Origin of the sequence: Cytobacillus sp. FSL W7-1323, from assembly GCF_038595015.1 — a bacterium.
In the GTDB taxonomy this organism is placed as follows: Bacteria; Bacillota; Bacilli; order Bacillales; family Cytobacillaceae; genus Cytobacillus; species Cytobacillus kochii.
Genome location: NZ_CP151998.1, coordinates 2,506,936 through 2,522,432, shown reverse-complemented (window position 1 = coordinate 2,522,432; position 15,497 = coordinate 2,506,936). Strand labels below are relative to the sequence as shown.

General features: G+C 35.6%; 16 protein-coding genes and 1 pseudogene. 12 read left to right on the top strand and 5 right to left on the bottom strand.

What is annotated here, in order from left to right; genetic code table 11:
- Window positions 1-69: 69 nt before the first annotated feature.
- Window positions 70-1,344 carry an MFS transporter gene (locus tag MKX67_RS12860; protein ID WP_342488284.1) on the top strand — a complete coding sequence of 425 codons (1,275 nt, stop codon included), beginning with the start codon at window positions 70-72 and terminating at the stop codon, window positions 1,342-1,344.
- Window positions 1,345-1,442: 98 nt separating this feature from the next.
- Here MKX67_RS12860 and MKX67_RS12855 read toward each other — a convergent pair.
- Window positions 1,443-1,853, bottom strand: a pseudogene (locus tag MKX67_RS12855) (terpene synthase).
- Window positions 1,854-1,889: 36 nt separating this feature from the next.
- A complete protein-coding gene (locus tag MKX67_RS12850; RefSeq protein WP_342488283.1) occupies window positions 1,890-2,804 on the bottom strand; it encodes a DMT family transporter in 915 nt (304 codons plus the stop codon).
- Between the two features lie 116 nt (window positions 2,805-2,920).
- Between MKX67_RS12850 and MKX67_RS12845 the strand changes: the two genes are divergently transcribed.
- Window positions 2,921-3,790 carry a LysR family transcriptional regulator gene (locus MKX67_RS12845; RefSeq protein WP_307313579.1) on the top strand — a complete coding sequence of 290 codons (870 nt, stop codon included), beginning with the start codon at window positions 2,921-2,923 and terminating at the stop codon, window positions 3,788-3,790.
- 54 nt (window positions 3,791-3,844) lie between these two features.
- On the opposite strand, the gene MKX67_RS12840 is transcribed toward MKX67_RS12845, so the two are convergent.
- Window positions 3,845-4,285 (bottom strand): OsmC family protein, encoded by a 441-nt coding sequence (locus tag MKX67_RS12840; protein WP_342488282.1) that lies wholly within the window; start codon window positions 4,283-4,285, stop codon window positions 3,845-3,847.
- A gap of 116 nt (window positions 4,286-4,401) precedes the next feature.
- Here MKX67_RS12840 and MKX67_RS12835 point away from each other — a divergent pair, with 116 nt between their 5' ends.
- From MKX67_RS12835 to MKX67_RS12810, 6 genes are all read left to right on the top strand, one after another.
- Entirely contained in the window at window positions 4,402-5,157 is a 756-nt protein-coding gene (locus MKX67_RS12835; RefSeq protein WP_095373095.1) for an exodeoxyribonuclease III, read from the top strand.
- Between the two features lie 301 nt (window positions 5,158-5,458).
- Complete coding sequence (locus tag MKX67_RS12830) at window positions 5,459-6,187, top strand: DUF421 domain-containing protein (protein WP_095373096.1); 729 nt, start codon at window positions 5,459-5,461, stop codon at window positions 6,185-6,187.
- Window positions 6,188-6,556 (top strand): DUF4363 family protein, encoded by a 369-nt coding sequence (locus tag MKX67_RS12825; protein ID WP_095373097.1) that lies wholly within the window; start codon window positions 6,188-6,190, stop codon window positions 6,554-6,556.
- 44 nt (window positions 6,557-6,600) lie between these two features.
- Window positions 6,601-7,659, top strand: coding sequence for an undecaprenyldiphospho-muramoylpentapeptide beta-N-acetylglucosaminyltransferase (locus tag MKX67_RS12820; protein ID WP_322909445.1), 1,059 nt, complete (start codon window positions 6,601-6,603; stop codon window positions 7,657-7,659).
- 92 nt (window positions 7,660-7,751) lie between these two features.
- The gene (locus MKX67_RS12815) at window positions 7,752-8,015 is read left to right on the top strand and encodes a DUF1450 domain-containing protein (RefSeq protein WP_095373098.1); all 264 of its coding nucleotides are present in this window, start codon (window positions 7,752-7,754) and stop codon (window positions 8,013-8,015) included.
- 13 nt (window positions 8,016-8,028) lie between these two features.
- The gene (locus tag MKX67_RS12810; protein WP_340975198.1) at window positions 8,029-8,991 is read left to right on the top strand and encodes a rhodanese-related sulfurtransferase; all 963 of its coding nucleotides are present in this window, start codon (window positions 8,029-8,031) and stop codon (window positions 8,989-8,991) included.
- Between the two features lie 45 nt (window positions 8,992-9,036).
- Here MKX67_RS12810 and MKX67_RS12805 read toward each other — a convergent pair whose 3' ends face one another.
- Window positions 9,037-9,654: an NUDIX hydrolase gene (locus MKX67_RS12805; RefSeq protein WP_342488279.1), complete on the bottom strand. Its 618-nt coding sequence runs from the start codon at window positions 9,652-9,654 to the stop codon at window positions 9,037-9,039.
- A 418-nt stretch (window positions 9,655-10,072) separates the two neighbouring features.
- Here MKX67_RS12805 and MKX67_RS12800 point away from each other — a divergent pair, with 418 nt between their 5' ends.
- Window positions 10,073-10,684, top strand: coding sequence for a superoxide dismutase (locus MKX67_RS12800; protein WP_095373101.1), 612 nt, complete (start codon window positions 10,073-10,075; stop codon window positions 10,682-10,684).
- Between the two features lie 306 nt (window positions 10,685-10,990).
- Here MKX67_RS12800 and MKX67_RS12795 read toward each other — a convergent pair whose 3' ends face one another.
- Window positions 10,991-11,620: a metalloregulator ArsR/SmtB family transcription factor gene (locus MKX67_RS12795; RefSeq protein ID WP_342488278.1), complete on the bottom strand. Its 630-nt coding sequence runs from the start codon at window positions 11,618-11,620 to the stop codon at window positions 10,991-10,993.
- A 191-nt stretch (window positions 11,621-11,811) separates the two neighbouring features.
- Between MKX67_RS12795 and MKX67_RS12790 the strand changes: the two genes are divergently transcribed.
- The 3 genes from MKX67_RS12790 to MKX67_RS12780 all read left to right on the top strand — a co-directional run bounded on the left by MKX67_RS12790 (window position 11,812) and on the right by MKX67_RS12780 (window position 15,450).
- Window positions 11,812-12,771, top strand: coding sequence for an MBL fold metallo-hydrolase (locus tag MKX67_RS12790; RefSeq protein WP_342488277.1), 960 nt, complete (start codon window positions 11,812-11,814; stop codon window positions 12,769-12,771).
- Between the two features lie 473 nt (window positions 12,772-13,244).
- A complete protein-coding gene (locus MKX67_RS12785) occupies window positions 13,245-13,835 on the top strand; it encodes a CalY family protein (protein ID WP_307313603.1) in 591 nt (196 codons plus the stop codon).
- 31 nt (window positions 13,836-13,866) lie between these two features.
- Window positions 13,867-15,450: a M4 family metallopeptidase gene (locus MKX67_RS12780; RefSeq protein ID WP_342488276.1), complete on the top strand. Its 1,584-nt coding sequence runs from the start codon at window positions 13,867-13,869 to the stop codon at window positions 15,448-15,450.
- Window positions 15,451-15,497 lie beyond the last annotated feature (47 nt).

The window sequence follows — 15,497 nt, the reverse complement described above, 5'->3', positions numbered from 1 at the left end:
TCAATAAGAGTGTATTTATTATATCACTCTTCTACTAACATGCCAATTTTCACAAGGAGTGATTCAACTATGCAAAAGGCAAATGTACTTCACGAAGAAAACATGACAAAGGCAACAAATGCTAGGTGGATTTATATTTCACTACCATTAATGCTACTGTTCACGGTTTCAATGATCGATAAATCTAATATTAATATATTATTTGCTGAAAGACAGTTTTTACAAGATTTAGCTATTAGTGATAATGTGATCAAGGGAACATTAAGTTCTGTCTTTTTAATTACATACGCATTAGGGCAGTTTTTCTGGGGGTTTGTAGTCGACCGTATCGGCGCATTTAAAAGTGGAATGATTGGTATAGCCATTTGGGGTATAGCGATGATTATCGGTGGAGTAGCTACATCGGTTACGGCATTATTATGGTCAAGAGCATTACTAGGGGTAGGTGAAGGCGTTTTATACCCCATTGCACTTACCTTAACTGCTAAGTGGTTTCCGCAACAAGAACAAGGGAAAGCACAGTCTTTTTGGTTTACAGGGAATGCAATCGGACCAGTTATTGGTATTCCAGCGATCGCATTAATTGCCGCCTCTTTTGGGTGGAGAGAAAGTTATTTCGCACTAGCGATTATTTCTTTTATTTGTTTGGCCATATTTATTTTTATGATTAGAAACAAACCATCTGAACATTATGCAACTAATGCTGCAGAAGTAAACTATATAGAAAAGGGGCAAGGAGTAAAAAAGACTGCTAACATCGATACAGGAAATGTTAAATCTGTTTTAACGAGTCCTCTGTTCTGGATATTAACAACAGTATATGCTTGCGTCTCCATCGGTTTTTTTGGATTTTCTACATTTTTGCCAAGCTATTTAACAGAAGCAAAAGGGATTGATTTTGTTAATTCAGCTATGATTAATGCAGCGGGTTATGCTCTTGCCATCATCGTTCAATTAGTATGTGGCTATCTTTCTGATAGATGGATGAAACGGGCTGCGTTTGTCGCCGTAGCAAGTGTCATCATCATAGGCTGCTTCGTAGGCTTCTTATACACTACGAATACTACAGTCGTTATTCTACTTACAATTATTCTATTAAGTGTATTATACATGCCAGCACCGATAACCATGACGATGCTCCATGAAGTCGCTTCATCCCAAGTGATGGGGAGAATAAGCGGTACATTCGGATGTGTATCTTATTTAGTAGCAGCTGCTGGGCCAATGGTTGTTGGCTTTTTCAGTACAACAACAGGCTCTTTTACAGGCGGTTTTATGGCGTTAATTAGTTTTATCGTTCTTTCACTTTTATTATGTGTGTATTTGATGAAAAAAGGTTATTGATATAGAATCATTTTAAAAAAATTAAAAAAGTAGAGTCGTTCTGAACGAAGTGAACGGCTCTATTTTTATAAGAAACCTTAGTCTTGTGATAAATAAATTCAATTTTTTTCATCAAATTCTTCTATTATATAATTTGAACCAATACTTTGTAGGATTTAATTAAAGGATTTTATATCGTCTTTGTTCTCATACAAACCTTCTTGAATATATTCCTTCATAATAAAATTTGTTAAGTGAGTATTGTTAACGAAGTCCGAAAAATATAATCGTAGTGTTTCCGAATCCTCTTCGTTTAACTTTTCATCATTAATGATAGAAATTCTGAAAACATTTAGTATCTCATCAATATCTTCTTCATCCATATAACATAGTGGCTCTAGTTTTTTATCATCAATTGTAAAAGGTTTTCTAGTATCTTCAATGATTACATAAGATAAGAAATGTTCTTGCTTCCATACATGAAAGATTTCTAAATCACGTAATTTTAAGACTCTACGAAATGATAACATAAACTTCCTCCTTTCCATATTAAGTTAATGGCTGTACTAAAGTAGAATTTTTTCTGTTTTTTGTTCCATTGTTTGCTCAGTTTTTACCTTAACAGGCACTCGATAACTCCCTAATGTCGCAACAATCACACCACAAATAATTAAAAAAGCACCTATGATATCTCGAATGGTAAATGCTTCACCAAGAATAATAACAGCTAGACCGGCAGCGAAGAGAGGTTCTAGCGAAAACATTAAACTCGTTTGTGTTGGTGATGTATGTTTTTGTGCCACTGCTTGGGAAATAAAGCCAAAGGCACTACATAGGATCGCTAGTCCAAGTATACTCATCCAAGCAACTGTGTTTTGGGGCAGGATTGGTGATTCAAAAAAGCTACTTAAAACAAGAGCGAGTATACCAGCAAAGCCGAGTTGCATGATACCAACTGTAATAGGTTCATGATCCTTAGTGACTCTTCCAATAATCAGAATTTGAATAGCGTATGCGAGAGCGGAAAGCATACACAAAATATCGCCGTAATTGAATGATAAGGAATGTGTAATTGTCATGATGATAATACCAACAAATGTAATGATGATGCCAATTCTAACTGGCACGATTGGTAACTTTCTTTGCAAAATACTTTGAATCACCGGAACGAATATGACCGTCATACTTAATAAAAATCCGGCATTAGAAGCATCTGTCATCGTTAAGCCAATGGTAACTAAAGAGAACACAAGTAATAATAAGAAGCCTAATAGAAAACTGTAAAATAAAAGTTCGATATTTACATGCCGTAAAAAACGATAAAAAAAGGTAGCGGCAATTATAAAGGCAATTAAACATCTTAATGCGACAAGGTTAAATGGTTCAATCGACGCGATTCCCATCTTCATAAAAATATAAGATAATCCCCAGAAAAAATTTACCACAACTAAAAGAATCGTTGCTTTCGTGCGCATACTCATAACCATTTCTCCATTCTCATGATTTTCTACATGTATTATAATGAATCTATTAACATTAATAAAACGAATCTTTTTCATTGTTTATATGAAATAATTTCATGAAAAGGAGTAGCGAGATGAGTTTAGTTAAATATGAGATTTATAGCAAGGTTTCTGAGCTTCAAAGTTTTACGAAAGCAGCAGAAGTACTAGGGATGACACAATCTGCAGTCAGTCATGCGATGGCTAATTTAGAAAAGGAATTAGGTTTCACGCTTTTTCATCGCTCAAGAGGTGGGCTTACATTGACGAATGAAGGAAGAAGCATGCTTGTAAGTATACGTAAGGTGTTACATTATGACGAACAAGTACAACAAGAGGCAGCGAAAATAACGGGTTTGATGAAAGGAACAGTAAAAGTAGGGACATTTACAAGTGTTTCATCTACTTGGTTACCCGAAATCATTAAATCAATGGAGCAAAGTTACCCACATATCCGTATTGAATTAATTGAAGGAGATTATGAAGCGATTGACCGTTGGATTCTTAATGGAAAATTGGATTGTGGCTTTATTAATGTCGATAGCTCCAGTCATTTTGATGTTATTCCGTTAAAAAAAGACCGTTTGCGTTGTATTGTGTCAACAGATCATCCTTTTTCAAAAAGAAGTGAAATAAGCGTACAAGAGTTAAAGGATATCCCTTTTATCATGCCGACATATGGGGGGTACCATGAAGTAAAAGATTTATTTGCTAAAGCGGAGATCCAACCAAATATTCGCTTTGAATTAATGGCGGAAGATTCAATTAAGTCAATGGTTGCTCATAATTTTGGTGTAAGCATATTGCCAGAATTATTATTAGAAACCATTCCTAAAAATTGTGTGGTAATGCCATTAAAGGAAGAAAGCTATCGCACATTAGGATTAGCGATGAAGTTTAATCTGTCACCAGCAGCCAAAAGATTTGTAGAAATCACGGAGAAGTGGTTGGCGTCGTTTTATTAAATCCTCACGCCTCTAGTGAATACCTGTAAGAGACGTGGATTGAAAGCAAAACTTTTATCTAATGGTTACTTCTAGTTCAATATCTACATTGCCTTGTATGGCGCGTGAAATCATGCAGGATGCTTCTGCTTTTTTAGCCAATCTCAGAGCAAGATCTCTGTCACGTTCATTATCACGGTTAGTAAGTACGATGGTTGGTTTATGAATGATTTTCTTATAAGTTAAGACGCCATTCGTTTCGTTAACAATTGCAGTTGAGTCCATCGATAAATCATTTTTTTCCACTTTACTTCTTTCCATCATGGCAGCTAATGTAATGATATAACAAGTGGCAGCAGCACCTAGAAGCATTTCATCTGGGTTAGTCCCTACTCCTGGACCGTTCATTTCAGGTGGAATAGATACTTTTGTATGCAGTTGTCCACTTTCGATTGTTCCGACGCTATTTCGTAATCCTGGAAAGTGTGCTTTTAAATGAAATTGATGATCAGCCATTAGTATTCCTCCTTCAACTATACGTAAAAACTATAGCAAATCACAAGGCTTTTATCAAAGACAAACTTCCTATAGAATAAGAAGGGTCAGATAGAGATAAAGGGGAGTTTAGCAACATGAAATTTGTGTCATGGAATGTAAATGGTTTGCGTGCTTGTGTGAAGAAAGGCTTTCTCGATTTTTTTGCAGAAGTGGATGCGGATGTGTTTTGTATACAAGAATCAAAGCTTCAAGCGGGTCAAATTGAATTAGATTTAAAAGGCTATCATCAATATTGGAATTATGCTGTTAAGAAGGGCTATTCAGGAACCGCTATTTTTACGAAAGAAAAACCTTTATCAGTAAAATATGGCGTAGGGGAAAACGAAGAACAAGAAGAAGGTAGAATTATCACGTTGGAATTTGAAACGTTTTACCTTGTAAATGTATATACACCGAATTCAAAAAGAGATCTATCCCGATTAGACTATCGTTTACAATGGGAAGATGAATTAAAAACATATTTGCTTTCGTTAGAGGCGGAAAAACCGGTGATTTATACAGGGGACTTAAATGTTGCACACCAAACAATTGATTTGAAGAATGCAAAGTCCAATATTGGAAATTCAGGATTTACTGATGAAGAACGCGGGAAAATGACAATTCTCCTTGAATCAGGGTTTGTCGATTCTTTTAGATACCTTTATCCAGAAAAGACAGATGTCTATACATGGTGGTCGTACATGGCCAAAGTGAGAGAGCGGAATATTGGCTGGCGAATTGATTATTTTATCGTGTCGGAAAAATTAAAAGCACAAATCAAAGATGCCGGTGCACACTGTCAAACAATGGGTAGTGATCATTGTCCGATTTTCTTAGAATTAGATATATAGGGAGAAAATGAAATGAAGTCTAATAAGGCTTCATTTTTTTGTGTTGTGCATATTAATTGACAAAAGATAAAGCAATCTATTGTGCAACTAACAAATGTAAAATTAAATAGATGTTAACTAAGCAAGCAAAACTTGTAAAGATAGTGCGAGAATCTTGATTCTTTAAATAAGAACCCTTATATCTATACAAAAAAATTTCATTTGTAAAAAATCTATTTACTCCCCTTAAACTTCAATGGTTTTCTGGATACTTTTTCTAGTTCTGCTCATACTAAAGGCAATGATTGTAGGAGTGAAGTCAATGAATGAGACATCGGTCGTTATTGTAAGGTCGATTATTGCTTTTGGTACATTACTTATATTTACACGATTTTTAGGTAAACAAACAGTGAGTCAAATCACATTCTTTGATTACATTTTAGGTATCTCGATTGGTTCTATGGCCGCAAATCTTTCAGCAGACATCGCCACAGATGCTTGGCCATATTGGGTGGGGCTATTTACATGGACGGTTCTTGTATTATGTCTGCAAAAAGTAACAATGAAGTGGCGACAAGCATCAATCTATTTCGATGGGGAGCCTGTCATCGTTATTATGGATGGGGAAATTATGGATGAAGTTATGAAGAAACTGCGTTACCGTATCTCTGATCTCCAAGAACAACTAAGAGAAAAAGGGATATTTGATTTAAAAGAGGTAGATTATGCAATTGTAGAAAAAGATGGGCAAATATCCGTGTTAAAAAAAGCGGATTATTTACCAGTTACCCCAAGAGATTTACAGTTAAAGTCTACATATAAAGGAATAGGGACGGAATTAATTTATGATGGTGTGCTTGTCCGCAATAATTTGCAGCAATTGCAAAAATCTGAGGAATGGCTGATGAAAGAATTAAAAAATCGTGGATATACAAAAATTAGTGATATCTTTCTAGCGATTATTGATAGCAACGGGATGCTCTTTATTGACGCTTATCATGATAAAATGAAAAAACCCGTAGATATAACAGATTTTAAAGGATTGAAGTAAATGAAAGAGTTTATTCTTTATAAATTGATTCCATTACTTATATTGGCTATTTTTATTTTCACAATGAAGTCTGGAGATTTTCTTAAACAACCACTTGTTGATGGGGATGATGTAATAGGGACGCTTTCTTTAGTTGAACAATCAATTCACGAAGGTGATTGGAAAAGTGCAAAAAAACAAATCAATAGAGCCAAAGAAGGGTTTTTAACTGTTCAGATGCGAGTGCAGTTTTCTGTAGAGAAAAATGAACTGAATCAAATAGGCACAAGTTTAAACCGCGCAATTGGCTTTATTGATGTTCATGATGAGGGAGGAGCTCAGGCTGAAATAGAAGAAATCAAATTTGCATGGGAGGGGTTAGGAAAATAAAATAACAGTAAGACCATTAAATAAGAGAATGAGGAGAATGATTTATGTTGGCTAAGAAAAAAGTAGTTTTAACAGGAGGGGGATCAGCGGGGCATGTTACCCCTAATCTCGCCCTTATTACAGAATTACAGAACGAAGTCGATTTTTTTTACATAGGTTCGAAAACAGGCATTGAAAAGGAGTTAATCGCAAAGACCGAGGTCCCTTATTTTTCAATTTCCAGTGGGAAATTAAGAAGATATATAGACTTAGAGAATGTAAGGGATATCTTTCGCGTCATGAAAGGTGTAATTGACGCAAGGAGAATCTTAAAACAGATAAAACCTGATTTGCTCTTTTCAAAGGGTGGATTTGTATCAGTCCCCGTAATAATTGCTGCTAAAATGCTAAAAATACCAGCATTTATCCATGAGAGTGATTTAACACCCGGATTAGCAAATAAAATTGCCCAACGGTTTGCTGAAAAGGTGTTCACTTCGTTTGAAGAAGCGAAAGCTTATTTTCCGCGAGAAAAAGTGTTTGCCATTGGCTCACCAATACGGCCAGAAATATTTAACGGCGATAAAAACACGGCCCTAAAGTTGCTTCATTTTTCTAGTGTAAAGCCAATTATTACTGTTATGGGTGGTAGTTTAGGTGCTAAAAAGATAAACGAACAAGTTCGCAAGGAATTACCGAATCTATTAGGTAACTATCAAGTTGTGCATATTTGTGGAAAAGGTCAAGTTGATGAAAGTTTACTAGGGAAAGCAGGTTATAAACAATTCGAATATATTCATGAGGAATTACCACATATCCTTGCCGCTACTCATTGTGTAATCACAAGGGGTGGATCCAATGCGTTATTTGAATTTTTAGCACTAAATATGCCCATGTTAATCATTCCCCTATCTAAAAAACAAAGTAGAGGAGATCAATTGTTAAATGCTGAGTCTTTTGCACAAAAAGGATTCGCTAAAGTAGTTGAGGAAGAAGCAATTGGTTCCTTATTACATACGTTAAGACAAATGGAATTGGATAGAGCAGAAATGATTGCTAGTATGAGCAAATCTCCTTTGACGAACGGTTTAAAAGTTATAGTGAATGAGATTAGGGAAAGGTAATGGTTACAAATCTATTTGAAAATGCTTGTCAAAGCATGGTATAGTATTCTACGGATAAATATGAAATAGACATCTAAAAAAGGATGTTGTAAATGGGATTATTTAATAAAATTTTTTCGAAAAAAGAACAAGTTACGATAGAATTTTGTGAAAAGAACCTCGATCGTTTTTATACTGATGAAGACTTTACGCTATTTGGTCCTTTTCTTTCTAGTAAAGAGGTATCTTACAAACAATATGAATGCCAATCACATTGTAAGCAATGCAAGAAAAGTCCATATGCAATAGTTAATGGCGAGTTTATACAATGTGAAACGCCCAGTGAACTATTATCGCAAATGAAAGAACAGAAATAAGCAGGTGGAAGAAATGACAGAAGAAAATAATCAATACCGAGTCTTACTCTATTATAAATATGTAACAATCGAACATCCTGAAGCCTTTAGTAAACATCATTTAAAAGCATGTCGTGAGCTCGGATTAAAAGGAAGAATCCTTGTTGCCAAAGAAGGTATAAACGGTACGGTTTCAGGCACAGTGGAACAAACAAATGCGTATATAAATATGATGAAAAACGACAAACGCTTCAGTGATATGGTCTTTAAAATTGATGAAACGAATGGCCATGCATTCAAGAAAATGCATGTCAGACCTCGTAATGAAATAGTGACATTAAAACTTGAGGATGATCTCAATCCTAATGAGATCACAGGCAAATATTTAGAGCCAAAAGCATTCTTTGAAGCAATGCAAGCAGAGGATACTGTTGTTATTGATGCAAGAAATGATTATGAATATGATATCGGCCACTTTAGAGGGGCGATTAGACCGGATGTTGAAGCATTTCGTGATTTACCTGATTGGATACGTGAACATAAAGACCAACTTTCTGGTAAGAAGATTTTAACATATTGTACAGGTGGCATACGTTGTGAAAAATTCTCTGGTTGGTTAGTAAGAGAAGGTTTTGAAGATGTGAGTCAGCTACATGGTGGCATTGTCACATATGGTAAGGACCCAGAAGTTCAAGGAGAACTATGGGACGGTCAATGTTATGTATTTGATGAAAGAATCAGTGTGCCAATTAATCAGAAAGAACATACCATTGTCGGAAAAGACTATTTCACTGGTGAATCTTGTGAACGTTATGTCAATTGTGCTAATCCTGAATGTGATAAACGTTTTATGACGACAGAAGAAAACGAGCATAAATATTTACGGAGCTGTTCGGATGAATGCCGCACACACCCTGATAATTTATACGTGAAAGAAAATGGTTTAACAGATGAAGCGTGGCAAGAGCGATTACAGAAGATAACCATTGATGCATAAGAAAAAGGCTCATAACCAAAAATGGTAATGGGCCTTTTACTTTGATTAATCGAAGATGGGGGATTTATGAGGATCTTTAAGGTAGCTAAAAGCCATTTTGATTTGTTCTCCCGTATTTCGATTAAGGGATAAAGGAGGTAAGTTGTTTTCAGTGAAAAAATCAATCGCCTCGGTTTCTATACCACAGTCAGCTTGTCCGCCCGACATCTCACATAAAATAAATATTTTATAATAATGGAAGAATTGTTTGGGGTGTGGGTGCTTATTCATATCCAATAAGGCTATGAGCTTCTTCGCAACACAAATAAAACCTGATTCTTCTTGAATTTCTTTTATAACATTCTCACTTGCAGATAAGCCAACATCACAAAAACCACCTGGTAAGGACCATTTGTTATCAACATTTTCTTTCACTAGCAAAATTTTGTTTTTCCTGAAAACAACCCCTCGTACGTCAATTTTCGGTGTTTGATAGCCTGATTCATTATTTAATACTGCCACAATCTCATCCATTGTTTGCCCTGAGTACTCACCTATGATCTCAGCACTCAGTTCTTTTAACTGCTCATACCTTTCAATATCATAGATATCTTTTGAAAAAGCTAAGCCTGATTGTGCAATCGCTTGGATTTTCCTCGCCCATGTTAACCACTGGTCGCTCATTATCTCATCCCCTTTGATAAGCTTTACACAATGTTTATCAATCATCCAATTCGGTATTTGCTTGTAGTTGAAACTCCGTCGTTTGGTAAGCTTTAGATGTTTTCGGAAATCCCTGATTCTGATGAACCTAACATAGATTGGCATTCATGATGAGAAAGTGTACGCTCATTAAATGTTAAACATCTTGTTTAACGCAGCGTTACAATTTAATGTGTTGGCTAACGTACCATCGAAATAAATGGAGGACTGCTTTCATAAAGTCACCCTCTCACTCATTTTATCCCAAGTTTAACAAAATAAGGTGGAAATAAGGAGTTTTATTTTCTAGTTACTTTTTATACTTATTAGTTGAAAAAGTAGATAAGGTATTCTAAAATATAGAGTGTAAATAGATTTTACATATTAGGAGGAATTCAAAATGGCTAAACACGAATTACCAGCATTACCTTATGCAAACGATGCGCTTGAACCACATATCGATGCGCAAACAATGGAAATCCACCACGATCGTCACCATGCAACATATGTAAACAACTTAAATGCTGCATTAGAAGGACATGACGAGTTAGCTAGCAAATCTATTGAAGAACTAATTGCTAACTTAGACGCTGTTCCTGAAGATATTCGTACAGCTGTACGTAATAACGGTGGCGGACATGCAAACCACAGCTTGTTCTGGACACTACTTTCTCCAAACGGTGGCGGTGCACCAACTGGTGACGTTGCTGGTGCAATTGAAGAAGCTTTTGGTAGCTATGATGCATTTAAAGACCAATTCGCTAAAGCTGCAGCTGGACGCTTTGGTTCTGGTTGGGCATGGTTAGTATCTGAAAATGGTCAATTATCTATTACAAGCACACCAAACCAAGATAGCCCAGTAATGGAAGGTAAAACACCAATCCTTGGTCTTGACGTTTGGGAGCATGCTTACTACTTAAAATATCAAAACAAACGCCCAGATTATGTTCAAGCATTCTTCAATGTTGTGAATTGGGATGAAGTAAACAAATTATTCGCAGCATCAAAATAAGGATGTTGATGAGGGACCCAAAATTTGATTTTGGGTCTTTTTTATATACATAATGAGAGGTAGAAGCATTTAAAAGGTAAAAACAAAAAGCACACAACCTATGAGGAATCTAGGAAAAAGAGGGGACAAATAGAAAATACACACAAACCACAAACACAAAGTAAAAAATATACTCTGTTGTTCCTATTCGACATGTCATAAAAAGAAGATACATACAAAAAGGGAAGCCCTAAAAATCCACAAAACAATCAACCGACCAGTGTCAATAAAAAAGAAAAACTATTACTCCATCAAGTAATAGTTCAGTCAATTAAATTTAATTTTAAATTGGCAATGATCATGCCCTTCTGTTTTGCATCTTACACGGTGGACTTGATTTGTGTTTAATGCTTGCTTGAACAATTGGGTTTCACAATGACAAGCTGTTTTATACGATTGGGCTATGGAAAGAATGGGACAATTAAACTCTGTGAGCTCATATTCGTCTGTTCCTGTTTTTGACAAGTATGCCATATAGCCTTTTTCATTTTGAATGTTTAATAATTTTTGCATTTTCATATCAGGCGCTTGTTCTAGTAATCTATTTTCGTACTCTTCCACTAGTCGCTTTTCCCGTTTAATAAATAAGTTTTCAATTGCTTCACTGCCATACAATTCTTCGATATCATTGAGAAATTCAAGTGATAGACCTTCATAATTTTTCGGAAAATAATGTTCGCCTTTACTTGTTAAATAGTAGAATTGAGTCGGGCGACCTAGCGCTTGTTTCGTTTCTATAGATGCGATTAAACCGCTATTCTCTAATCCGGTTAAATGTTTTCTCACCGCCATATGGCTAATATTCAGGCGTTCCTTAAGGTCGTTGACAGACATGGAAGACTCTTTTTTTAATAAAAATAACACTTTATCTTTTGTTGTTTCTGCATGAAATTCCATTCTATCACCTCAAGTATGGACAATATTCGCGTGGCAATGGTCGGTTTGACAATCATACTTATTATACTATATTGTATAAAAAAACTTAAGAGATAATCATTGCCAGTGAAATTTTTAGAGAAATAAGACATTTTGATTGAGTGCTCACTCAATCATTTTTAGATAAATAGTTTAGTAGGGGGAATAAAGTCATGATTTATCCAATAACCATACCGACAAACAGTGATTTGCGGACTTTTAATTTTTTTATTGTAGAAGGCAGTAAAGGATTAACATTAATAGATGCTGGAATTAATCATGAAGCATGTTGGCAGCAATTTCTTCAAACACTACAGTGCCATCAATTTCTGTTAGAGGATATCAATGAAATCATCCTTACTCATTCACACGAGGATCATATAGGCTTGATTCCTAGAATCATTGAAAAGCATAATATCCCCGTCTATGTTCATGCTGAAGCGATTCCTCGGTTAAAGAGGGAAAAGTCATTTTTTGAACAAAGAACTTCTTTTTATGAAAGGTTATATCGTGAGTTGGGTTGTGGGACGGAAGGTGAACAAAGAGTACAGCAGCTTAAGAATATCGTCATAGAAAAACAAAACGAGGGATTGCGTGCTGATTATAGAACGTTAAGTGAAAATGATTATATTATTAATAGAAAAGTAATTGAAACACCAGGACATGCCCCAGATCATATCGCTTTAATAGATGAAAGAAACAATGTGATGTTAGGTGGAGACCACCTTATCGCCCATATATCAAGTAATGCTTTAATTGAACCTTATATGAATGGTGAAAGAAGAAAGACGGTCCTTGAGTATGTGGAGTCACTGCAAAAATGTTTAACCTATGATATTGACTATTGTTATAGTGGGCATGGGGAACGTATAACGGCGCCACATTTACTTATACATAAAAGGTTGAAAGGGATAGAAAGAAAAGCTGAAAAATTCCTATCCTATGTTTCAGAAGCAGAAAAAACAGCGAGTGAAATTGCCCGACATTTTTACCCGGACAAATATTATACTCAGTTCAGCCTTGTTATGTCAGAGGTAATTGGTCACTTAGATTATTTGGAAGAAAAGAACAAAGTAGAGAAGGGAATGGAAAATGGAGTTTGGCGGTATAAAACTGTTAAGCACATTAAGTAAAAAGTTTTTATAGTGGAAATGGATTTTCTCATATGGAACATTTTATGAGGTCCAATCCCCTTTTGTTTTTTTAAAATCTGTCCACTTGATATTAAATAACCCTATATACAACTCTTTGTGACAATCATAGAATAATAGAGAAACGGCATAGTTAAATCTCAACTTTTGGTGTTGGATGAGACAAATACCTAAGTACTATAGGTAGGAGAAGGGCAAAGGGAATAACAAGCTTGGCATATAACAGGGTTGCTAATAGTAAGCTTGAAAAATCACTTTTTCCGCCTATAATAATGGTAATAAATACCTCATTTTTACTAAAAATGTGAAAAATGAAGGAATATGACTATATTTAAATAGGGCATAGGAAACTTAATTCCAACCATTGATTCCTTTATGTTTGACGTAAGCTTTTCTTATAAGTCTCAGCAAATGAAGAAAAGTCAAAATAAAGGGTTGAAAGGAGCAGATTTACTATGGGAGTGAAAAGAAAGCTTGCATCTGGGATGATGTCAGCAGCACTTGGATTGGCTCTGGTTGGAGGAGGGACATTTGCCTATTTTTCCGATGAAGTAGCGACGAATCATGTATTTGCTGCTGGCACACTAGACTTATCAATTAATCCTGAGGTTGTGTTTCAAGTTGAGAACATAAAACCGGGTGACACAGTCACGAGAGAGCTTGTTTTAAGTAATAGTGGTTCGTTGCCAATTGAATCCGTTCACCTGCTTACAAATTACCAAGTATCGGATGAATTATCTGATAATACAGAAGATTTCGGCAAACATATTCGTGTGAACTTTTTGTGGAATTGGGAGAAAGAGTCTGAACCTATTTTTGAGACAACTTTGTATGAATTGAAAAATATGGACCCTGATATCGTTCAAAGAGACCTATGGGATCCTTTATGGAAGCAGAATAGTGGCCTAGCTCCAGGAGAAACAAATGAAATATGGGTACAATTCGAATTTATTGAAAACGGTGAAGATCAAAACCAATTCCAAGGGGACCAGTTAAATCTAGAATGGGTATTTAATGCTTCACAAACAGCTGGTGAGGAGAAGTAAATTAAAATAAGCAATGGGGAGGCGTTTTTGCATGTCGATAAAAACGAAAGTATTATCAACAGCATTCATTTTAGGAATGCTAGCGAGTCCTATTCAAGGACAAGTTTATGCAAATGAATCACAAACCAAACTGAATAGCCACTCATCTAATCTTACTGAACATATGCAGGCAAGTGAAATTGTTCATCCTAAACAAGTACTTGAAAGCTATCTTCTTTCTAAAAGTAAGCAATTTAATTTATCTAATAAACAAATAAGCGAAAGTTTTACAGTAAAAGATTATGAGTTTGACAAAAATGAAAACTTCCATCATTATCGTTTGCAACAATTATATAATGGTATTCCTATATATGGAGCAGAACAAACTTTTAATATTAGAACAGATAGCGATAAAGTTAGTTTTTACGGTGAAGTCGTTTCAGACATCGATGTTGAAATAAAAACTTCATCCGAACAAATAAGTGAAAAAAAGGCTATTTCCATTGCAACAGCAGGAATAGAAGCATCAATTGGCGAAGTAAAACAATATGATAGTGAAGTAACAGCAGAAAAATTCATTTACAAGTTTAATGATAACTATTATCCTGTTTATCTTGTGAAAGCTTCCACCACCTCTCCGGAAGTAGGGTATTGGCATTACTTTGTAAATATAGAGAATGGGCAGATTATTGATTCCTTTAATGCAGCAAATGAAATAACGGCATTTGGTTATGGTGTATTCGGAGATAAACAAATGTTTAAGGCATCTTACATTGATGGTTTGTTTAAAATGTATGACCAAACAAGAGGTGATGGGGTCATTACATACGATTATGATAATAATATTAATGAAGATATTGTTAGTAGAAGTAAGTTATTTACCGATGGTGCTGCAGTTGATGCTCATGCCAATTCTCAAAAGACATACGACTATTACCAAAAAACCTTTGATCGCAACTCTGTAGATGATCAAGGGCAAAGATTACTCTCCCGTGTACATGTTGGGGATAATTGGAACAATGCTTCTTGGAATGGTGTATATATGTCTTATGGAGATGGTGATGGTATTAGATTTCATCCGCTAGCTGGTGGTCTCGATGTGGCTGCACATGAAATGTCTCACGGTGTCATTCAACATACAGCAGGGTTAATTTACCGCAATGAATCAGGTGCGTTGAATGAATCATTTGCTGATATATTCGGTGCTATGGTCGATCGAGATGATTGGATTATCGGTGAAGATATTATGGCGAATGGGGCGATTGGATTACGCTCTATGGAAGACCCAGCTAGTTTAATTGAGAATAGAACACAACAACCTTATCCAGATCATTGGGATAGAAGGTATACAGGCTCTCTTGATAATGGTGGTGTCCATATTAATAGTAGTATTAATAATAAAGCTGCTTACCTTGTCTCTGAAGGGGGAGAGCATTACGGAGTGGAAGTAACTGGTGTTGGCCGAGAAAAAACAGAACAAATTTATTATCGGGCCTTATCGGTTTATTTAACACCAAATTCAACATTTGCCATGATGAGACAAGCTGCCATCGATGCTGCAGAAGATCTCTATGGTGAAGATTCAGCGGCAGTTACTGCAGTTGAACAAGCTTATAACGCTGTTGGCGTTCAGTAATTAAAACATGCTGGGGAAATGATCTTTGTTCCCCAGCCCTTGAAAGA

Bases quoted from the DNA above. Each gene is read 5' to 3' on its own strand.
- MKX67_RS12795 (WP_342488278.1), bottom strand. From the start codon at position 11,620: ATGGAATTTCATGCAGAAACAACAAAAGATAAAGTGTTATTTTTATTA.
- MKX67_RS12860 (WP_342488284.1), top strand. From the start codon at position 70: ATGCAAAAGGCAAATGTACTTCACGAAGAAAACATGACAAAGGCAACA.
- MKX67_RS12800 (WP_095373101.1), top strand. From the start codon at position 10,073: ATGGCTAAACACGAATTACCAGCATTACCTTATGCAAACGATGCGCTT.
- MKX67_RS12785 (WP_307313603.1), top strand. From the start codon at position 13,245: ATGGGAGTGAAAAGAAAGCTTGCATCTGGGATGATGTCAGCAGCACTT.
- MKX67_RS12820 (WP_322909445.1), top strand. From the start codon at position 6,601: ATGTTGGCTAAGAAAAAAGTAGTTTTAACAGGAGGGGGATCAGCGGGG.
- MKX67_RS12815 (WP_095373098.1), top strand. From the start codon at position 7,752: ATGGGATTATTTAATAAAATTTTTTCGAAAAAAGAACAAGTTACGATA.
- MKX67_RS12850 (WP_342488283.1), bottom strand. From the start codon at position 2,804: ATGAGTATGCGCACGAAAGCAACGATTCTTTTAGTTGTGGTAAATTTT.
- MKX67_RS12810 (WP_340975198.1), top strand. From the start codon at position 8,029: ATGACAGAAGAAAATAATCAATACCGAGTCTTACTCTATTATAAATAT.
- MKX67_RS12825 (WP_095373097.1), top strand. From the start codon at position 6,188: ATGAAAGAGTTTATTCTTTATAAATTGATTCCATTACTTATATTGGCT.
- MKX67_RS12780 (WP_342488276.1), top strand. From the start codon at position 13,867: ATGTCGATAAAAACGAAAGTATTATCAACAGCATTCATTTTAGGAATG.
- MKX67_RS12805 (WP_342488279.1), bottom strand. From the start codon at position 9,654: ATGAGCGACCAGTGGTTAACATGGGCGAGGAAAATCCAAGCGATTGCA.
- MKX67_RS12840 (WP_342488282.1), bottom strand. From the start codon at position 4,285: ATGGCTGATCATCAATTTCATTTAAAAGCACACTTTCCAGGATTACGA.
- MKX67_RS12830 (WP_095373096.1), top strand. From the start codon at position 5,459: ATGAATGAGACATCGGTCGTTATTGTAAGGTCGATTATTGCTTTTGGT.
- MKX67_RS12845 (WP_307313579.1), top strand. From the start codon at position 2,921: ATGAGTTTAGTTAAATATGAGATTTATAGCAAGGTTTCTGAGCTTCAA.
- MKX67_RS12790 (WP_342488277.1), top strand. From the start codon at position 11,812: ATGATTTATCCAATAACCATACCGACAAACAGTGATTTGCGGACTTTT.
- MKX67_RS12835 (WP_095373095.1), top strand. From the start codon at position 4,402: ATGAAATTTGTGTCATGGAATGTAAATGGTTTGCGTGCTTGTGTGAAG.